The sequence below is a fragment of the Ruminiclostridium sufflavum DSM 19573 genome (assembly GCF_003208175.1).
GTDB classification, from domain to species: domain Bacteria; phylum Bacillota; class Clostridia; order Acetivibrionales; family DSM-1351; genus Ruminiclostridium; species Ruminiclostridium sufflavum.
The window spans coordinates 32,959-52,923 of sequence record NZ_QKMR01000011.1; the positions used below are offsets into that span (position 1 = coordinate 32,959).

The 19,965-nt window shown below is 42.3% G+C and carries 12 protein-coding genes and 1 riboswitch; of the genes, 8 read left to right on the forward strand and 4 right to left on the reverse strand.

Features of this window, described 5'->3' with window-relative positions; translation table 11 throughout:
- Positions 1 to 45 precede the first annotated feature (45 nt).
- Positions 46 to 244, forward strand: a riboswitch (cobalamin riboswitch).
- A gap of 131 nt (positions 245 to 375) precedes the next feature.
- From LY28_RS10225 to LY28_RS10255, 7 genes are all read left to right on the forward strand, one after another.
- Positions 376 to 1,347 (forward strand): TIM barrel protein, encoded by a 972-nt coding sequence (locus tag LY28_RS10225; RefSeq protein ID WP_110462091.1) that lies wholly within the window; start codon positions 376 to 378, stop codon positions 1,345 to 1,347.
- Positions 1,348 to 1,435: 88 nt separating this feature from the next.
- The gene (locus LY28_RS10230; RefSeq protein WP_110462092.1) at positions 1,436 to 2,251 is read left to right on the forward strand and encodes a DUF4430 domain-containing protein; all 816 of its coding nucleotides are present in this window, start codon (positions 1,436 to 1,438) and stop codon (positions 2,249 to 2,251) included.
- Between the two features lie 111 nt (positions 2,252 to 2,362).
- The gene (locus tag LY28_RS10235) at positions 2,363 to 7,636 is read left to right on the forward strand and encodes an S-layer homology domain-containing protein (RefSeq protein WP_110462093.1); all 5,274 of its coding nucleotides are present in this window, start codon (positions 2,363 to 2,365) and stop codon (positions 7,634 to 7,636) included.
- 38 nt (positions 7,637 to 7,674) lie between these two features.
- Entirely contained in the window at positions 7,675 to 8,565 is an 891-nt protein-coding gene (locus tag LY28_RS10240; protein ID WP_110462094.1) for a DUF4430 domain-containing protein, read from the forward strand.
- A complete protein-coding gene (locus LY28_RS10245; protein WP_110462095.1) occupies positions 8,565 to 9,455 on the forward strand; it encodes an energy-coupling factor transporter transmembrane component T in 891 nt (296 codons plus the stop codon). Before LY28_RS10240 ends, LY28_RS10245 begins: the two co-directional genes overlap by 1 nt.
- Positions 9,428 to 11,113, forward strand: coding sequence for an ABC transporter ATP-binding protein (locus LY28_RS10250; protein WP_110462096.1), 1,686 nt, complete (start codon positions 9,428 to 9,430; stop codon positions 11,111 to 11,113). The genes LY28_RS10245 and LY28_RS10250 overlap by 28 nt, the downstream gene beginning before the upstream one ends.
- Complete coding sequence (locus LY28_RS10255; protein WP_110462097.1) at positions 11,080 to 11,817, forward strand: ECF transporter S component; 738 nt, start codon at positions 11,080 to 11,082, stop codon at positions 11,815 to 11,817. The genes LY28_RS10250 and LY28_RS10255 overlap by 34 nt, the downstream gene beginning before the upstream one ends.
- A 51-nt stretch (positions 11,818 to 11,868) precedes the next feature.
- Here the strand turns inward: LY28_RS10255 and LY28_RS10260 are convergent, their stop codons facing one another.
- Genes LY28_RS10260 through LY28_RS10275 form a run of 4 tightly spaced genes read right to left on the reverse strand, consistent with a single transcriptional unit; the run spans position 11,869 to position 16,242 of the window.
- Positions 11,869 to 12,042, reverse strand: coding sequence for a DUF3953 domain-containing protein (locus LY28_RS10260; RefSeq protein ID WP_110462098.1), 174 nt, complete (start codon positions 12,040 to 12,042; stop codon positions 11,869 to 11,871).
- Between the two features lies 1 nt (position 12,043).
- A complete protein-coding gene (locus tag LY28_RS10265; protein WP_110462099.1) occupies positions 12,044 to 13,366 on the reverse strand; it encodes a Ger(x)C family spore germination protein in 1,323 nt (440 codons plus the stop codon).
- Positions 13,350 to 14,459: a GerAB/ArcD/ProY family transporter gene (locus LY28_RS10270; protein ID WP_110462100.1), complete on the reverse strand. Its 1,110-nt coding sequence runs from the start codon at positions 14,457 to 14,459 to the stop codon at positions 13,350 to 13,352. The genes LY28_RS10265 and LY28_RS10270 overlap by 17 nt, the downstream gene beginning before the upstream one ends.
- Complete coding sequence (locus LY28_RS10275) at positions 14,449 to 16,242, reverse strand: spore germination protein (RefSeq protein ID WP_110462101.1); 1,794 nt, start codon at positions 16,240 to 16,242, stop codon at positions 14,449 to 14,451. Before LY28_RS10275 ends, LY28_RS10270 begins: the two co-directional genes overlap by 11 nt.
- Positions 16,243 to 16,691: 449 nt before the next feature.
- Here LY28_RS10275 and LY28_RS10280 point away from each other — a divergent pair, with 449 nt between their 5' ends.
- Positions 16,692 to 19,919: a thioester reductase domain-containing protein gene (locus tag LY28_RS10280; protein WP_110462102.1), complete on the forward strand. Its 3,228-nt coding sequence runs from the start codon at positions 16,692 to 16,694 to the stop codon at positions 19,917 to 19,919.
- The last annotated feature ends 46 nt before the right edge of the window (positions 19,920 to 19,965 follow it).

Sequence of the window (19,965 nt, forward strand, 5' to 3'; positions counted from 1 at the left end):
ATAGTTAGCATGTAAGAGTCATCCGCCAAGGCGGAATATAATAAAAATTAAATATTTGAGACAGGTGTCAATTATGTTTTTAATAAATAAAAGCATGAATTGATGAAAAGGGAAGCGGGTGAAAATCCCGCGCGGTCCCGCCGCTGTGAAAGAAGAGCTACTGTATTATGCCACTGGGAAACCGGGAAGGCAGCAGGAGCAATGATGCTTGAGTCAGAAGACCTGCCTGTTTCTTAATGTCATAAACTCTACGAGCGATAGGGGGTGTGTTAACAGTATATGCCAATGCGGTTTTATTCTTTTAAGCCTCTTAACGATTCAAGTTGAGAGGTTTTTATATTTTTCGGATAAATTTGAGAGGGAAAGGTTGGTTGCATGCTGAGACTGATGAATTTTTCTGACTCTTCATATGACTTAGACAGGTTTTCAAATGATTACCGTCAAATTAATGATTTTCTTAAAAAGCATTATTTGAACGGATTGGAAATGATTCAGTGTGCCCAGTGGAAGGAGGAGCTTATCCCCTCTTCTATGATTATAGGCTTGCATATGCGCTTCTGGCCAATATGGCTTGACTTTTGGCGGGATGACAGGGAAGAACTGCTCAGGCAGTTCGGTGATGAAGCCTCGTATGTGCATTATTACGGAGGCAGGTCAAAAGAAGCTCTGTTGGAGTATTACCGAAGCGAAATAAAAGCAGCAGGTGATATGGGAGTCAAATACATAGTATTCCATGTAAGCCATGTGCAGCTGGAGCATTGCTATAACTACCGGTTTACATATTCTGACGATGAGATAATAGATGCATTTATTGAAATGATAAATGAAATACTGGATGGTGTTGAAGCTGATTTTGACATATTGCTTGAAAATCAGTGGTGGCCCGGGCTTACACTTCTGAACAAGAATGCGGCTGTCCGTCTTCTGGAGGGTATACGGTACGGTAAAAAGGGCTTTATGCTTGATATAGGGCACTTGATGAATACAAACACAGAATTGTCCTCGGAAGAGGAAGCTGTTGAGTATACGCTCATGGTATTGGAACAGCTGGAGGAGGTTTCCGGCTTAATTAAAGGCATTCATCTCAACAGCTCTCTTTCGGGTGAATATGTAAAAAGGCAGATAAATGAATGTACAGGCTATAACGTGAAGGACAGCTTTTTTGACAGGTATCTGAAGGCCTTCGGGCATATAGCCCGGATTGACAGGCATCTTCCTTTTATGAATCCGTCAATCAAGCGTGTAATTGATTTTATTAAGCCGGAATATCTTGTCTATGAGTTTATTACCGGCTCATACGAGGAATTGGAGCAGTATGCAGCAGCCCAGAACATAGTGCTGGATTAAAGCCTGTGCCGGCAGCAGCATTTTCATTTAATTTAATCTTTACTGCAATGAGCCATTAGCCGGTTAAAAAAATAACGGAGGTAATAAAGTGAGTAAGAATATCAAAAAAATATTATGTATATTCATGTTGGCAGTTATCCTTTCCACAATGCTCAGCGGCATAGTGCTTGGGGCAGATCCGATAACTGTGACAGTCAGGATTCAAGGCTATAGTGCAGGTGCAAACAGCGGCTCTATTTTGAATGAGTATCAGGTGACACTTAACGACTCAACGGGCTTTACAGCATATGCTGCACTAAGCAAAGCATGCAGTGATAAATCCATCAGCCTTGTTGCATCGGGAAGCGGTGCAAGTACATATGTATCCAGCATAGACGGTCAGACAGAAGGTTATTTTACTCCAAACTCTTCTTATTATTCCGGGTGGATGTTCCGTGTGTGGAGACAAGCTGATCCGACAACCGATGAATTGCCGTCTGTCAGTGCGGGGGCATATACAATGCAGGGAGGAGACAAGATGACATGGTATTATGCAATACCGGCGGAATCATGGTATACCTGCATGAGCAATTACTCAAGCATAGGGACTTCATATCCGGAAGGAAGCTCAATAGCTGTTAATGTCAAGGCTCAGAAGTTTACAGATATAATGAACTGGACTTTAACAGGATTTAATAATCTGTCAGGTGCGACGGTTGTACTGGCTAAAGCATCGAACGGGCTGGAGCTGGCAAGCGCTACTACTGATGCGAGCGGCAATGCTTATATTGTGGCACCGGATGTGGCGGCTAATACAGCTTGCTATTTATATGTAAAAAATAAATTTTTTACATCGGGAGCTTTGAATACAGGTTTGCAGCACGTTAAATCATGGAGAAAGAGCGTAACAATAACAGCAAATTAAGATTGTTGAATTTTAAGAGTTAAAATACAAACCCGGCTAATGGGGAGCAGTTGAAAAATATACGCAATTAATACACAACTAATACGCAACTATAAAAACGGAGGTTTTGAAATGTTAAAAAGGCTTAGCTCAATGCTTTTAATCTTATGCCTGATAACCAATATTTTTCTGGGCATGGATACGTATGCTTTAGAAACTGACAGGCATGTAAGCATAAGGGTAGAGGGTATTTACAGCAATATTGCCGCTACCGGCAAGGATTATACCACACAGAAGGAAACAGTGTATGATGCCTTGTATGAGGTTCTGGAGGACAACGATGTACCGGTGGTTGTTCAGGACAGTCAATACGGCAAGTACATATCGTCAATCAATAATGAGGCTGCGGGACAGTTCGGAGGCTACGACGGCTGGATGTATGCAGTGAATGGTGTTGAAGGTGCTGTTTCGATGGATTCCTGCAGTATCAATGAGGGAGACAGTATCCTTGTATACTATGGAGGCTATTCACCTCAAACTTATATTCCGGAGGTGTCGTTATCCTCCGGGGAGGTAGCGGCGGGCACTGCTTTTACGGCAAAAATAACCGCTACCTATTTTGACTGGAATATAAATAATAATGTAACTGTGAATGTTACCGGCGCGGCAATTACGCTTCTGGATGAGACATATACAACAGACAATAACGGACAGGCAGTTATTACGGCACCTGCGGCAGCAGGTGATTATACTCTTGAGATAAGCAAGGAAAGAGCGAACAATTATCCCTTGCTTGTAAGAACAACTAAAGAAATAAAGGTTACTGCCTTAGGCAAGCCCTTGGAATTGGACAAAACAGAGGCAAAGCTGGGGGATACGGTTACTTTTTCACTGTATTCCGATAATTCCTCAGATTCAAACCGGCCCTTTGAGATATATTTTCTGGATAAAACCGGTAACACCTTTACGTCTGAGAAGCTATGGTCGCCTGAGCTGGACGATTATTACAGCGATACAGTGTATGCTTACGGAACTCTTGACGAGAATGGAAAGTGCAGTACAGTATTTAAAATACCTACGGACATAGATACCGGAGAGTACGGCTTCAGTACATATTTATACGGTACCGGCAGATTTGTGCCGTCAGATTTAAAATTGACGGTTAAAGCATCTGATATTATTAATAAAAGCTTATTGACAGCCGCAATTCAGGCCGCAAATTCAGGGAAGGCTTCTGTTGCTGTGAGCCTTAACGGCTCAGAGGTGGAGACTTCAAAAAAATGGGTTGTACAGGAAATAATGACCGCATACGTGGCAGCTATAGCCGAAGCGCAGAGGATATCCGATAAAGCGGATGCCGTACAGTCAGAGATTAATCAGGCTGTTATTAATTTGGGCACGGCGTCGGATGTATTTAACAATGCCGCCAGGGATGGAAAGAAGCAAGCTGCCGGTTATACGGTAACCTTCACTGCCGGAAAAAATGGAGCCTTGACCGCGGCTGTGGAGAATATGCCAATAGCAAGCGGTTCTGAGGTATTAAAAGGCAAAAATATAGTGTTTACCGCATTGCCCTCGGATACTTACAGAGTTAAGGCTTGGGCTGTGGACGGCGTTACGGTGGCAGGTAATAAAACCAATGTGCTGACTGTTACGGGGATACAGTCTTTAAAGAAGGTAACAGTGGACTTTGAACGAATTCCTTCTGCGATTGCGATTCCGGTTGACAGGCAGACAATTGTAAGTGCATTGGATAAAGCCACAGACAAGCTGATTGAGAGATTTGACGATTCCGACTTCAATTATCAGAAGCACTGGATGGCGATTGCTATAAACGGGCTGGGGAAAAAGGTTCCCGGTTCATATTTAAGAGATGTTAACGACGGAGACATGCCGGCAAATAATTCCGGGCAATATGGAAAATATATTCTCGGAATATTGGCAGCGGGAGGAGATCCAACCAATATCAACGGAAGAAATCTCCTCGAGGAGCTGTGCCGGCTAAGTGATATGAAAAACGTGAGTACCGAAGGCGGTATTTACACCACGCCTTTCGGGCTTCTGGCACTGGATGCCGTTAATTATAAGATTCCGGCAGACGCAGGATTTACAAGAGAGGATATTATAAACGAGCTTATATCGCTTGCCAGCCCCACAGGCGGCGAGGACGGAGTAGGCTTTGTTTTGACCGCCTTGGGAAAATACTATGGTGAAAAGGCGGAGGTAAAAGCAGCGGTAGACAAGGTTGCAGCAGCATGGGCAAGCAGGCAGGGAGAGGACGGAGGCTTCGGAGCCGGAGCATGGTCTGCGGAAAACAATGTAAATACTGCCGCACAGGTATTGATGGGCTTGAGCTTTAACGGTATAGACCCGCAGTCACAGCTGTTTACAAAGGCAGAGGGAAACCTTGTCAGCTTTATATTAAGACTGCAAAACGAGGACGGTACCTTCAACTGGCAGAAAAATGATGAGGGAAGTATAGCAATGGCAACAGAGCAGGCTGTCTATGCCTTGGATCAGTATTTAAGACAGCTTGACGGTAAAAAAAGCATTTATAATTTCACACAAAAGGTCAATGATGCACCTGATATAACTGCACCTGTTATATCAACGGATTTGGCCGATAATACGGTGAACGCTTCCGTACTAAAATTTACGGCGGGTGCGGTTGATGCTTCAGAGGGCCCTATTGTGCCTGCTATAAGTCTGAACGGCAAAGCGGTCGAGAAAATAAACGGGAACTACAGTGTTAATCTCGAGGAAGGCTCAAATACAATAACAATAATTGCGGCAGATTCAGCAGGGAATAAAAGCGAGAAGAGCTATACAATTGTTTATAGCTCAAAGACAAAGGAAATTCCTGCCGGAGACAGGCCTGAAATAGAAATTCCTTCAGACAGCAATGATTATAAGCTGCAAATAACTGCGGGGGACAGCAACAGGGAAATTACCGTATATATACCGGAGAACAATACGGCGAAGCTTTTTGCCGAGCTGCCGGCAAATACGAGTCTGCCCGGGCTTTCGGCTGTAAAGGGCAGGGTTGAGGTACTGTTCACAAAGGGAATACAGGTTATAAGCGGAGGAACCGGGGTAAAGGCCGAGCTGATAACCTCACTTGATACGGGAGATGCCGGAATAAGCAGTAAGATTAAGAATATCATTCCCGGCGGTAAAAAGCTGGATTCCATTAATTTCGCATTAGCTATGGGAAGCAGCGAGAGTATAAGTTTTGACGGCTTTGTCCTTCTTACCTTCAAGGGAATGCAGGGCAAGGAAGCGGCATATATCCAAAGCGGCATACTTCACCCTATTGAAAAATATGCCGGTGATACAGCAGGCCTTGCAGCAGGGAAAAGCGAATATGCATATGACAGCGGCAAGGATCTGCTTGTAAAAACAAAACATTTTACAGATTTCATAGTTTACTCGGCAAGTGATGATAAAACCTCCGACAATGACGGCGGAACAAAAAAATATGCGGAATTATCTGTTGACAAGCTTACAATCGGTGAGGGTTATGCGATTTCACCGGTACGGGCCGAGCTGCAAGCCGGTGACACCGCATGGACATTATTAAAACGCGAGCTGGATGCACGCGGCATAAGCTGCAAATTTATGTGGTCCAAGCAATACGGAAGCGTTTATGTCCAGTCTATAGACGGTGACGGTGAGTTTGACCATGGCAGCGGCAGCGGCTGGATGTATTCGGTAAACGGAAAATATCCTAATTTCGGAGCTTCAAAGTATGTGCTTAAGGAAGGGGACAAGCTTCAGTGGAGGTATACTACCAATTTGGGCGCAGATTTGGGAGAGGACCTCAGCAAATGGGAAAATCCCGGCGGACAGCTGCCAAATTTAGATGAGCAGACCTCAGAAACAGATGACGAAGCAGCAGCCGGCGGTGAAACGGCTCAGCCTTCTGATGACAGCTCTGATGCTATTGACCTTAAAAAGATATATAAGGATGAAGGCTTAATTTCACAATGGGCATATAAAGCGATAAGCATTAATGCGGAGAAGGGCTTTATTACAGGAAACAACGGCAGCTTCATGCCAAAGGACAATATCACAAGGGCGGAATTTACAAAAATAATTGTATCGGTTCTGGGACTGGATATTAATTCCCCTAACGTAATCAGCTTTGCAGATGTCAAGGAGGATAACTGGTTCTATCCTTATATTAATGCGGCATATAAAGCCGGAATTGTTAAAGGCAGCGGCAGCAGCTTCAATCCGAATGACAAAATAACCCGTGAGCAAATGGCGGCAATTATTGTAAAGGCACTTGGAGTAAAGCCTGTCAAGCCTGCTTCTTCAATAAAAGATATAAATAAGGTATCCCGCTGCTTTAAAGCAGAGGTTGAAACGGTGTATGCTCTTGGATTAATGGTGGGTGACGGCGAAAGCTTCAATCCGGGTAGCTTTGTAACAAGGGAAATGGCAGCCGTTATTGCCATAAAGGTATATGACTATAGAAGCGGCTCATATGAGAAAAATTCAGACATAAAAAAATATATTGAGGAAACCGGGGCATTGATGCAGAAGACAGTTTCAAATCCTGTTGTTTCCAGTGTGGGGGGAGAGTGGACAGTACTGTCCCTCGCCCGCTCCGGCATCAAGGTACCGGACAGCTATTATGCAGGCTATTACTCAAATGTGGAAGAAAAGCTTGCAGAATCGTCAGGAAAGCTTAGCAATATTAAGTATACCGAGTATGACAGGGTGATTTTAGCATTAGGTGCTATCGGAAAGGATGCAACAAGTGTTGCGGGGTATAATCTGACAAAGCCCTTGGCGGATTTCAGCACTCTGATAAAGCAGGGCTTGAACGGGCCTGTCTGGGCATTGATAGCCCTTGACAGCAAAAGCTATGAAATACCTGCCGATGGTAAGGTTGAGGTTCAGACTACAAGAGAGCTGCTGGTTGATTATATATTGTCAAGGGAAATTGAAGGCGGGGGCTGGTCTTTAACCTCAGAGGCACCTGCTGATACGGATATAACCGCTATGACACTGCAGGCGCTTTCAAATTATCAGGATAATGAAAGTGTAAGGGCAGCTGTTGAGAGGGCTCTAAGCTATCTGTCCGATACGCAGCTGAAGGACGGCAGCTTTGAAAGCTCATGGGGAGATGAGGTCAGCAGTGAAAGCATTGCTCAGGTTATAGTTGCTCTTACTGCCCTTGGTATTGATCCCAAGGAGGATCAGAGATTTATAAAAAACGGCAATGATACAATAACTGCCCTGCTTGGTTTTTATTCAGAGGGGGGAGGTTTCCGGCATGTCCTGAACGGAGAAACCGATGCTATGGCTACCGATCAGGGAATGTATGCACTTGTGGCCTATGAACGGTTTGCCGGAGGGGAAAATAAGCTCTATGACATGAATGATGTCAAAAAGTAATAAAAAAGCTTCAGCAATGAAGAGGTGAAAAAAGGCAAATGAAAAAAAAGCATCTTTTAACGGCTGTGCTGGTAATAATCTTGCTGGCTGCCGCCTTTTTCTGGGGAGGAAATTATCAGGAGAAGGAGATAGAGGTTAGCGGAGGCAATGCTCAAGCTCAGCCTGTGTATGATGACGGGACTTATTTACATGGCTCGGATATACAGGAAAATGATAAATCTGTTACACGTAGGGATAATAGTACCGGTGAATTAGATTCGGAAGAGGAGGAAAGGGTGTCTCCGCCCATTAAAACAGAGGAACCGGCACAAAAGGACAGTCAGAAGAAGGCTGAGAAAAAGGCTGGGGCTGCTTCCCCCGGAATGACTGCTGAAAACAAAACCGGAAATAAAGCTGGGGGTACTGTTTCACAGGAAGTAAATGAAAAGGATAAATATCAGACAGATCCTGTACCGGAAGGGAAACCGGAACCGGTTGAATGGCAGTCTGCAAAAATAGATAAGCAGAAGCAATTAACCTGTGTTTTATCGGTGACCTGCAAAACAATACTTGATAATATGGACAGGTTCAACAAGGATAAGCTTGAGGTGCTGCCGGCAGACGGAATAATATATAAAAGCCGCGAGGTAGGCTTTTATGAAGGGGAATCCGTATTTGACGTACTGCTGAGGGAAATGAAAAGTGACAAAATACATATGGAATTTGAAATGACGCCTATATATAACAGCAACTACATAGAGGGTATTCACAATCTGTACGAATTTGACTGCGGAGAGCTAAGCGGCTGGATGTACAGGGTAAACGGATGGTTTCCGAATTATGGCTGCAGCAGGTATATGCTTAAGGACGGAGATGTTGTGGAATGGATTTACACCTGTGATTTGGGGCGTGATATCGGAGGAGGGAAAGCAGTGGGAGGCAAGGGATAATGAGAGACGCATTTTCTGATTTTCATCCTGTTATAAACTTTGTTTATTTTACGGCGGTAATAATGTCAGGCATGTTTTTTCTGCATCCGGTACTGCTGGGAATTTCCGCTGTAAGTGCATTCACATATTCAGTGCTGCTTAACGGAAAAAGAACGGTAAAGTTTAATGTGTTTTGCCTTGTACCGATGCTTTTGTTTATGGCGGTTATTAATCCTGCATTCAATCATCAGGGAAGAACCATACTGTTTTATTTGAAAAACGGGAATCCTGTAACCCTTGAATCCATACTTTACGGCGCGGCGGCAGCCGTCATGTTTGTAACGGTAATATTATGGTTTTCATGCTATAATGCAGTTATGACTTCCGATAAATTCATATATTTATTCGGAAGAATTATACCGTCACTGTCGCTGATTTTATCAATGGTGCTCCGCTTTGTACCGAGGTACAGGGCACAAATAAAGGTGATTTCAAATGCTCAGAAATGTATTGGAAGAGATGTTTCTCAAGGGAATATAATAAAAAGGGCTCAAAACGGAATAAGGATTCTTTCTGTTATGACTACATGGGCATTGGAGAATGCGATTGAAACGGCAGATTCCATGAAATCGCGAGGCTACGGGCTGCCAAAGCGCACCAGCTTCTCGATTTTTTGCTTCGACGGAAGGGACAAGGCAGCTCTTGCAGCTATTATAGCTTTAATTGCTGTCTTGCTGGCAGGCAGCGCGGCAGGCCTGAACACAATACGCTTTTTCCCTTCAATAAGCGCTGCAAGGATTTCCTTTTTCAGTATCGGTGTGTTTTGTGCCTATTTAATATTATGCATGCTGCCGGTTTTTATAAATATAGCGGAGAATATAAAATGGAAATATATAAAATCAAGGAGCTGAGCTTTTCATATCCTCAAAAGGATAAGGAAGCTTTAGCAAATATTAACCTTAATGTGGAAAGGGGAGAGTTTGTCACTGTATGCGGCAGATCAGGCTGCGGGAAAACCACATTGCTCAGACATTTGAAAACAGTTCTGACACCTTACGGGAAGCGCAGCGGGAAAATTTATTTTATGGGGGAGCTCTTGGAAAAGCTTGAACAGCGCGTTCAAGCCTCTCAAATCGGCTATGTGCTTCAAAGCCCGGACAATCAGATTGTAACGGATAAGGTCTGGCATGAGCTGGCTTTCGGCCTTGAAAGCCTGGGCATGGATAATAAGACTATCCGGCTCAGGGTGGCTGAAATGGCAAGCTTTTTCGGAATACATACCTGGTTTCACAAAAATGTGACAGAGCTTTCAGGAGGGCAGAAGCAGCTGCTGAATCTGGCTTCTGTTATGGCTATGCAGCCTTCGGTATTAATATTGGATGAGCCGACCTCTCAATTGGACCCAATAGCGGCGATGGATTTTATAGAGACAGTTAAAAAAATAAATCGTGAGCTGGGCACTACAATAATTATGACAGAGCATAGAACCGAGGAAATTATTCCTGTGACGGACAGGCTTGTTGTAATGGAGGAGGGCTGCATTACAGCAGACGGTTCACCTGAAAGCGTGGGAAAGAAATTAAGCAAAGAAAAGCATCCGATGTTTTTTGTAATGACCTCTCCAATGCAGATTTATGCAGGCGTACAGAATAAGCTTCCTTGTCCGGTTTCAGTCAAGGATGGCCGCAAATGGCTTGATTTAATAGCTGGAGAAACTGAGGTGAAAAAAGAAAACAGCAGGGCTGCTTATGGCAAGTCCTCTGAAAATACGGCAATTGAAATGAAGGATGTATGGTTTAAATACCGAAAGGATATGCCGGATGTAATAAAGGGCTTGTCTTTAAAAGCAGGAAAGGGGCAGCTTTATTGCATAGTGGGAGGAAACGGGTCAGGGAAGACAACGGCATTGTCTCTTATAAGCGGAATATGCAGACCCTATAGAGGCAAAATATTAATCGGCGGAAAAAATACGGCAAAAATGAATCCGGAGGAGCTTTTTTATAATAATCTGGGAGTACTTCCTCAGAATCCCCAGGCATTATTCGTAAAAAAAACGGTTGAGCAGGATTTGTATGAAATGCTGTCGGGACTGAAATTGGAGAAGCAGGAAAAAGAGAGTAGAATCAGAGAAGTCGTTGAGCTTACGGAGCTTAATGATCTGCTTGCAATGCATCCCTATGATTTAAGCGGGGGAGAACAGCAGAAAGCAGCCTTGGCAAAGGTGCTTTTGCGGAAGCCCCGGATTTTGCTGCTTGATGAGCCGACAAAAGGGCTGGACGGCTGCTTCAAGGAAAAGCTGGCGGAGCTTTTGAAGGGCTTGACACGGCAGGGGGCGGCGGTTATTGCGGTTTCCCATGATATTGAGTTCTGTGCCCGTCATGCAGATGTATGCGCAATGTTTTTCGACGGCAGTATAATAACGGAAAATACCGCAAAGGAATTCTTTGCGGGAAACAGCTTCTATACTACGGCGGCAAACCGTATGGCAAGGCATATATGTAAGAATGCGGTAACGGTGGAGGATGTGATTGAGCTATGCCGGAAAAGCAAATGCCGGTCAAATATATAGACAGACGAACTATACTGGCGGCGGTAATTATTTTAATTATAATTCCGGGAACGATTCTGTTTGGTGTGTTTTTTCTGAAGGACAGGAAATATTATTTTATAAGTCTGCTGATTTTGATTTATACCATGCTGCCTTTTATGCTGGTATTTGAAAAAAGGAAGCCTCAGGCACGCGAGCTGATTGTCGTCGCAGTGCTGGCAGCGATTGCTGTGGCCGGAAGGGCGGCTTTTTTCATGCTGCCCCAGTTTAAGCCGGTTGTTGCTGTTGTAATTATTGCCGGTGTATGCTTTGGAGGAGAAGCAGGATTCCTTGTGGGAGCGGTTGCCGGCTTTGTATCAAATTTTTTCTTCGGACAGGGGCCGTGGACACCGTGGCAGATGTTCTGCTTCGGCATTATCGGGTTTTTAGCAGGAATACTTTATAAAAAGGGAATTCTGAAAAAAACAAGGTTAAGCTTATGTATTTTCGGTGGGCTTGCCACATTTTTCATTTACGGAGGCATAATAAATATAGGCTCGCTGCTGATGTTCACTTCTCAGCTTTCATGGAAGGCTCTGCTTGCCTACTATGTGTCCGGATTCTGGTTTGATATTGTGCATGCTGTCGCAACAGTTGTATTCCTGTATGCAATATCCCAGCCCATGCTTGAAAAGCTTGACCGGATTAAAATCAAGTACGGGCTTATTGAAACTGAAGAAGCTTAAGCTTATGCTTGTTTGCTTTTCTCAAATAGAGCTTTCATGGGGAAAGTTGAGTTAAGAATAAAATTTTATATAAATTACGGCAACCGGCACAATTGTGCTTATTAATGCCAGAAAAATTGCGCCGAAGCCCCCAAGCTTGTTGTTGTCCTGCTTCCACATGTTGATACCAAAGGTCAGAGTATAATATCCGGAACAAATAATAAAAAAAGACAGAATAAAAAGCATATTATTTTTTCCCCTCCTTTTCCTCTGTTTTATCTTCCCAAGCCTTGAACGGAGATGAATATATCAGAAGTCCTGTCCGCCTGATACTGACATCAACGGTTAAGTTTACTTTTGCATAAGGATAATGTGAAGGCCAGTTATACTGCTCCCATTCCTGTATTGTAGGGAAATATCCGGCTACTTTATGCCCGAATCCAAAGATATCTGCTTTCAATTCCTTTTGCGTTTTTTCAATAAGCTTATTTAGCCCGCTTTGTAGATAATCCTTGATTTGGCTGTCCAAGCTGTCCAGATTATCGATGCTTTCATAATTTATTCTGCTGTTTATAGACTCGATTTCACTTTCGATTTTCAGATTAACGTCAATTACAGGGTTTCCGTTTTCAAAACGGCACTTAATCATAGGATGCCTTCCCAGCCTTATATCAACAGCAATTTCATTACCGGGTTTTTCCCTGTCGTCAATTGTAATAATTCCTCTTTTATATTTGCCAAGCAATAAAAGATAGTACCGGGTTTCGTTGGAATTCAAGGCCCCTGCCAGCTTGTCGCCTCTGAATACGGCAGTGCCTACAAATTCTCTTTTGGTTACTCCTTTTCGAGGCAGTTCATCAGGCAGAAAGCCTGTGTCAACAATCAAAGGTGACGTACTGCTATGATTGCCCTTTGGCAGCTTGTCAAAATTATTTATACCGCCGTGTATGGCAACAGCGGATTCGTAGGAAGACATAATTCCCCTGTAAAAGCTTGTAAATCTGGCTTCGGGGAAAAAACCTGTATTTTTGGATTGGGTGGTCAAAAGTTCTATGGCCTTTGCCAGACTATCCCCTATATTTGTCTTGTTTTCATTTATAAATTCTTCTGCCTTGCCCTTTACTATAGCAACATGCATTGTTTTTCTTGTTTCCCTGTAGCGCACTATTGGCGCAATGTAATTTCCCACGCCTTCTTTTGCTATTTCCTCGGAGAATACAATCATTTTAGTATGCATTAAGGAAATTCTTCTGGAAACGGCCATGCCTAGCATGTCAATACCCTCGAGTATGCTTGGTGCTTCTATGGTCTGGATGTTTGTATCTGATATTTTATTTGAAGAAGACTGGCTATCCTCGCCGTTTTTGCCGCTTTCCTCGGAACTGCCGCCGCCGCTGCTTTTGTAAGTGGAATACTGGATAGAGAGGATAATTTTGTTATTAACCCCTTTATCTATTCCTAAAACCAACGCATAGACCTCGGAGTCGATTTCCATAGAATCATAGCAGCCCGTAAGCAAGATATTTAAGACAAGTACTGCTGATATAAACAAGCTAATTTTTCTGAGCATTCAAGGCAGCCCCCCTTTTTCTTGTTATCAACGAGATTATTAATACGGCAACCGGCACCAAATATATAAAAAACATACTGTATTGCCTTATGACGAGCAGGTTCATCTGCAGCACCTCAGTCAGATTGTCAGGTAAAATGGCAACCAGAAACAATAAAAAGGAAAAAGGGAAGATAAGAGGCTTGTGTCTGTTTATTCTAAATGCTTTGCAGTAAATACTTATGGGCAGATAAAAGGAAATGGACACCGAAACTACGGAGGATATAACCCAGGTAAAAAGGAAAATGGACTCCAGTCTTTGAAGGAATCTGTTATAATATATAACTCTGGCTAATTCAAACATTCCTGACAGGTTTTCGCTCCCGATTTTATAACCAAAAACCATCAGATAACAGGCTACTGATATACCAAAGCTTATTCCGGCTATTAGCAAGCTGATAACTCCTGCTTTTTTAAAGTTTTTCAGCCCGTGAATTGAATTAATGATTACCGTAAGTATAAAGAATTCATCGTATGCCGAACTGCGCAATACTCCTGTAATAAGTGTTTTATTTATTCCGTATCCCAGATAAGGCTTCAGGTAATCAGCGTCATACTCGGGATACGTAAGCACAAGAATGGTTATAAAACCGGCTATAACAGGGAAAAAGCTTATTACGGATATTCTTGAAATACCGTTCAGACCGAAATATACAATCAGGCATACAACCCCGATAAACAGAGCCATTATGACACTGGGCGGTGTGTAGGGGAGATTAAAGGCCTTAATCATTTCAACGAATTCTCTTAACGTGGAACCGGCATAAAATATACCGTAAGCACAGAAGCATATTGAAATAAGCTTTCCTAAAAATTTACCAAGAACCAGCTCATATATTTCAACTATATTGTTACCTTCAAATCTTTTCATAAGAAGATATATCAAAAAGAAGAAAAACAGGCTTACCGCACAGGATAGCAGGGTCGTATACCAGGATGCGGTTCCGACCTCTTTTACAATAAAGCTTGTGCTTGTATAAAATATTTTTGTGGTTATGATAAAGGAGGATATGCATATTGCCTCAAATAGTCCTATTTGACCTTCACTGCTCATCTTTGTCCCTCCGTTTGGAAGAAATTTTGTCCTGTATGGGATTCTGGGCATCTGTTATGGTCCATTTGCGTGATATTAAGGGCTGCATGGTTTTATCAACTGCATTTAAATAATCCGGCCGTCTCTCCTGCTTCCACACAGGCTTTCTGATAATCAGATCCTGACTTTTTTTAATCCAGGGAGCCAGAGGCTCAAGCATATTTACGCCAAAGGACTTTGTATTAGCTATTAAAGCTGTTATGACAACAAGCCCCAGGGATATTCCGTAAAATCCGATAAAGCAGCCCATGGTTATAAAGAACAGTCTGATTATTCTTGCACCGAAGGCAAGGCTGAAATCAGGTATGGCAAAGTTACCAAGACCTGTAATGGCTATTATTATAATTAATACGGGACTTACAAGGTTTGCCTGTACCGCTGCCTGTCCAAGAATCAACGCTCCTATTATACCTATTGTATTTCCGATTATACCCGGTATTCTGATACCTGCTTCTCTTATAAGCTCAAAGGCAAATTCCATAAAGATGACTTGAAGTATGGTTGGAAAAGGTATGTTTTCTTGGGCCTTTGCTATTGCTATAAGAAGATCCGTTGGTATCATTTCTCTATGAAAGTTTGTTAATGCGACATATAGGCCCGGCAGCAAAGTGGCAAAAAAGAAAGCTCCGATTCTGATAAATCTCATTAGTGTTCCATACTGCCAGCGCATTGATGTATCTTCAGGAGAGTGGAACAAGGAAAACAGAGTAATTGGAACAATGAGAGCAAACGGGGTGCCTTCAGCAATTATTGCCACTTTTCCATCCAATATATGGGAGGCTGTTCTATCCGGCCTCTCTGTCGAAAGAATGGTAGGAACAATGGACCAGGAATTTTCCTCGATAAATTGCTCGAGCATTCCACTGCCTGAAATATAATCTGTTTTCAAGCTGCTTATTCTTCTTTTGACCTCTTCGACTATTGCAGGATTTACGATTCCCTTTACGTACATTATTGCACAGAGATTATTGTTTTTTTCTCCAATCTTAAGAAATTCTGTCATTAAGTCGTTGTTTTTAATGATTTTTCTTATCAAGGTTGTATTTGTTTTCAGATTTTCATTGAAGGCTTCCTGAGAACCCTTTACAACACCTTCAATCAACGGCTTGTCTACATTTCTTTTGTCATATCCTTTTGTTTCACTGAAAATATAGTAGTCACAGCCGTCAACATACAGACCTGTATCCCCGATCAGGATTTCCTCTATTACTTCATCAGGCTTTGTGACCTTAACAGCTTGATTGGTTTCAATAACATTAGCCAGAATATAATCCAGCTCACATACTTCATTTTCATTGACAAAATTTTCATCTTTAAGAAGGGGCCGAAGTATAAAATTATTTATGGTCATCCTGTCCACCATCCCGTCAATGTATACCAAAAAAGCCTTATACTTGCCTTTTATGATAAATTCACGTATTATAAAATCCTTGTTATCTGGATAATTGAATTTGTTATTTAAATAAGCCATATTTGAAGCTATGTTATTTGAAATATGGTTTTCATCGGCTTTGATTGCACTTTTATTATTTTTTTGCTCTGAGGGGGCTATGGGCTTTTTAATAATTCTGGTGTTCTTATGAACAGATTTTTTTGAAGTCTGCCCGTTATTGTCATATTGAGCTGTGCCGGCAGCATTATTCTTGGATTGCTCAACCTCGGGAATTGTAAATGTTTTGGCTTTTTCAGCATTTTTATAGGTTATGAGAGACAAAGCCCTGCTGAAAATACTGTCTTTTTTCATACAAACCTCCATGCCTGTAAATGTGCTATATTTTGTACAAACTCTGTTTTCCAGCTGATAAAATTGGATTTAGCAATAAAGATATTATCCGCAGCTCTTTTTAATTTATACTTTTGCCGCACTAATCCGCATTAAGACATATGCCGGAGTAAATTGCAGTTGAGAGCCTTCGCACTTAAAGCGCGGGAATGATCTTTTTCAAGTGAGCCATGCTTCAAATTATTCTAAATTTATCTGAATTAAACAATTTAGGAAGATTATATTCTTCTTGCAAAAGGTTATACTTGCGCACAATAAATCCAATAATTGACAATTATATTTGACAGGAATAATATAAATGTTATACGCATTTGCTCTCACCGGTCTTTTGCTGTGTATGCTGCTTTCCGGGCGGTGAAAGAAAGGCTGGTTGTGCAGGTGCTGATAATTTTGAAAATGGAGGCGTTATTATGGAAGTTAAGTTTATTGAAAGGCTAAAAGAATATGCACTGAATTCTCCCATGCAGATTGCTTTGACATTTTTGAACTATGCAGCCGGAGACAGAAGCGAACTGAATGTTACATATACAGAGCTTTATAACCGTGCCAGAGCTGTTGCGGTTTCACTGATAGAAGAAGGCTTGAAAACCGGTGACAGGGTGGTTGTCTTATCAAATCAAACCAAGGAGAATGTTTTTGCCATACTGGGGACAATGCTTGCAGGCGGGGTTTTTACTATCATACCGTCTCCGGATAACGAAAGTAGAAAGCAGCGTTTTAAATCAGTGCTGGAATCCTCCGGCGCAAAGTTTATACTTTATGATAATTTATCAGAAGAACCGATGAAGGAAAGCGGCAAGGGGGAAATAGCAGCTGTTAAAAATATTAATACGGCAGAATGCAACGGAAATCCCAATGAATGGATACAGCCTGAAATTTGCGGGACAAGCCTTTTATACCTGCAGTATACGTCCGGCTCCACCAGTGTGCCGAAAGGTGTTATGGTGACGTATGGCAATATGTACTACAGCCTTGAATATGCTAAGTATTGCATTAAGGAAAATATGCCGGAGGTTTTGGTATTCTGGGCGCCTATTTTTCATAATATGGGCCTGTTTACCGTCTTTCTTGATCTTTATATTGGTGCAAGGTGTGTAATAATGCCTCCGGATGCTTTTCTGGAGAATCCCCTTAACTGGCTGAAGGCTGTTTCCGATTACAAGGCAGAGCTGACAATGGCGCCAAATTCGGCCTTTGATTTTTGCACAAAATATATTGATGACGCAGCCTTGGCAAGCTTGGATTTAAGTACTCTGAAATTTGTTATAAACGGTTCTGAGCCAATCACACATAAAACTCTGAATAGCTTCACACAGAAATTCAGAAAGTGCGGCTTTGAATTATCCATGTTCTGTACAGGCTACGGACTGGCAGAAGCAACATGCGTTGCATCGGGAGCACTGCATAAGGTGGATTTTAAAAATATTGATTATGATTGCAAGAGGAAGAATAAATTTGTTTTATGCGGTGATGACAGCCCCTCCCAAATGCAAATTGCATCCATGGGAAGAGTTATAGGCAATCTGAAGGCAGTTATAGTTGATCCGGAAACCGGAAGGGAGCTTGGGGATAATGAAATAGGGGAAATATGGCTTCAGGGTGAAACTGTTTCCGGGGGCTATTGGAATCAGAAGGAACAGGACACAACCTTCAGGGGAACTATTAAAAACCGCAAGGGATTTTTCCTGAAGACGGGAGATATCGGTGCGCTGTATGATGGAGAACTGTACATTATAGGAAGGCTTAAGGAAGTTATTATTATTAACGGACACAATTTATACTCACAGGATATAGAAAAGAATCTCAAGGAAGCAGTTCCTGCCTTGAGGCTGTGCAGTATTATATCCTTTTCAAAGACTATAGGAGGCAAGGAAAGGGTAATTACCTGTGTTGAGCTTGCAGCCGGAGCAAGGCATGATTTTAAGGATTTAGAAGGTAAAATCAATGAAAGTTTTTCCTGCGTATTTTCTTTTACGCCTTATGATATTGTGTTTGTGGAGGAGCGTTCACTCCCAAGAACCGATAACGGAAAGATACAAATTATCAAGTCAGGTGAATTGTATGATACCGGATTGCTGAAAACAGTTTACAGTACAAAAGCCTCTGAGCTTTCAGGAGACAGCTCACGAAAAATCCTGAAGCCGCAAAATGCATATGAAGAAAGGGTCATGGAAATATTTACAAGGCTTCTTGAGCCGGAAGCGGAAATCAGCACCGATGACAGCTTTTTCACAATAGGGGGTGATTCCTTGGCTGTAACACAGCTTGCCTCAATGATAAAAAGTGAATTCGGTACTGTAATACCGATGAAGTATATTCTTGAAAATCCGACAATACATGCAATTTCAAATTGTATTCAGCTGGAAAAGGAAAATAAAAGTCTGGAAGCTTATTATACAAGTAAAAAAACACTTGCGGAGGAGTGCAGGCTGGATCAATCAATTATACCGGATTTACAGGGGGCTTTGCAGATAGGAAATCCCGAAAATGTATTTTTGACCGGTTCTACAGGCTTTGTAGGTGCTCATCTGATAGCTTCCCTGATGGATAGGACCAGAGCCGCCGTATATTGTCATGTCAGATCAAAAAATCAGGAGGATGCATATAAGCGTATTATTGATAATGCCGTATATTTTAATTGCTGGAAGGAGGAATACAGGGAAAGAATAGTACCTGTTCCTGGTGAATTGACAAAGCCTATGCTGGGGATGAGCGAGGCGGCCTTTGACCAATTGTCACGAGTGATTGATACTATATACCATAATGGAGCCATGCTGAATTTTATCTATCCGTACAGCTACCTTAGAAACATTAATGTTGCAGGTACTGAGGAATGTCTGAGGCTTGCCTGCAGGAACAGGGCAAAGGTTTTTAACCATATATCGACCTTCAGTGTTTTTGATAACCCAAGCCATTTTAGAACTGTTGCATATGAAAATGATTCCTTGGAATCTGACAAGGGATACTTTCTTGGCTATACGGAATCAAAGTGGGTTGCGGAAAAGCTTGTGCGCATTGCCGGGGAAAGAGGGCTGAAGGCTTGTATTTACCGTCCGGGTGAAATAACGGGAGCAGTAACATCGGGAATATGGAAAATGAACGATATGGTGAGCCGTTTTATTGCAGCCTGCATTCAGATGGAGGCTGTTCCGGATATATCTGTCAAGGTTCATATCACGCCGGTTGACTATATAGCAGCTTCAATTGTATATCTGTCAATGCAGAAGGAATCAATAGGCAATGCTTTTAATCTTGTAAATGAAAGCGTTAAGACAGTGAGGGAGATAGGAGAATATATCCGCTCCTTCGGGTTTAATGTCAGGATAATTCCATATGAGGCTTGGAAGCAGCTTCTCGTGGAGGCCGGTTCCGAAAATGCCTTGAAATTACTTGAGCCTTTGTTTTTGGAGGAAAAAAGCGAGGAGGAATCAATCCTCAGAAGGTATGCTGACCTCGAGGCTCATTATGATACCTCAAATGTACTTAAGGGTCTCGGAAATTCGGGGATAAGCTGTGCACCGGTGGATGAAAAGCTTATGTTCAGGTATCTTGACCATTTTGTATCGGCAGGGTATATACCGGCTCCGAAAAACATGGAAAGGAGCAATGGTTTTAAGGAATTAGCGCATATTTCATAGCAGGAGGATAAGCTGTTCTATATATTATATTTGCTTTACGGAAGCA

Excerpts from the sequence above, each read along its gene's own strand:
- LY28_RS10225 (WP_110462091.1), top strand. The coding sequence starts at position 376 with ATGCTGAGACTGATGAATTTTTCTGACTCTTCATATGACTTAGACAGG.
- LY28_RS10235 (WP_110462093.1), top strand. The coding sequence starts at position 2,363 with ATGTTAAAAAGGCTTAGCTCAATGCTTTTAATCTTATGCCTGATAACC.
- LY28_RS10240 (WP_110462094.1), top strand. The coding sequence starts at position 7,675 with ATGAAAAAAAAGCATCTTTTAACGGCTGTGCTGGTAATAATCTTGCTG.
- LY28_RS10245 (WP_110462095.1), top strand. The coding sequence starts at position 8,565 with ATGAGAGACGCATTTTCTGATTTTCATCCTGTTATAAACTTTGTTTAT.
- LY28_RS10250 (WP_110462096.1), top strand. The coding sequence starts at position 9,428 with ATGGAAATATATAAAATCAAGGAGCTGAGCTTTTCATATCCTCAAAAG.
- LY28_RS10255 (WP_110462097.1), top strand. The coding sequence starts at position 11,080 with ATGCCGGAAAAGCAAATGCCGGTCAAATATATAGACAGACGAACTATA.
- LY28_RS10260 (WP_110462098.1), bottom strand. The coding sequence starts at position 12,042 with ATGCTTTTTATTCTGTCTTTTTTTATTATTTGTTCCGGATATTATACT.
- LY28_RS10265 (WP_110462099.1), bottom strand. The coding sequence starts at position 13,366 with ATGCTCAGAAAAATTAGCTTGTTTATATCAGCAGTACTTGTCTTAAAT.
- LY28_RS10270 (WP_110462100.1), bottom strand. The coding sequence starts at position 14,459 with ATGAGCAGTGAAGGTCAAATAGGACTATTTGAGGCAATATGCATATCC.
- LY28_RS10275 (WP_110462101.1), bottom strand. The coding sequence starts at position 16,242 with ATGAAAAAAGACAGTATTTTCAGCAGGGCTTTGTCTCTCATAACCTAT.
- LY28_RS10280 (WP_110462102.1), top strand. The coding sequence starts at position 16,692 with ATGGAAGTTAAGTTTATTGAAAGGCTAAAAGAATATGCACTGAATTCT.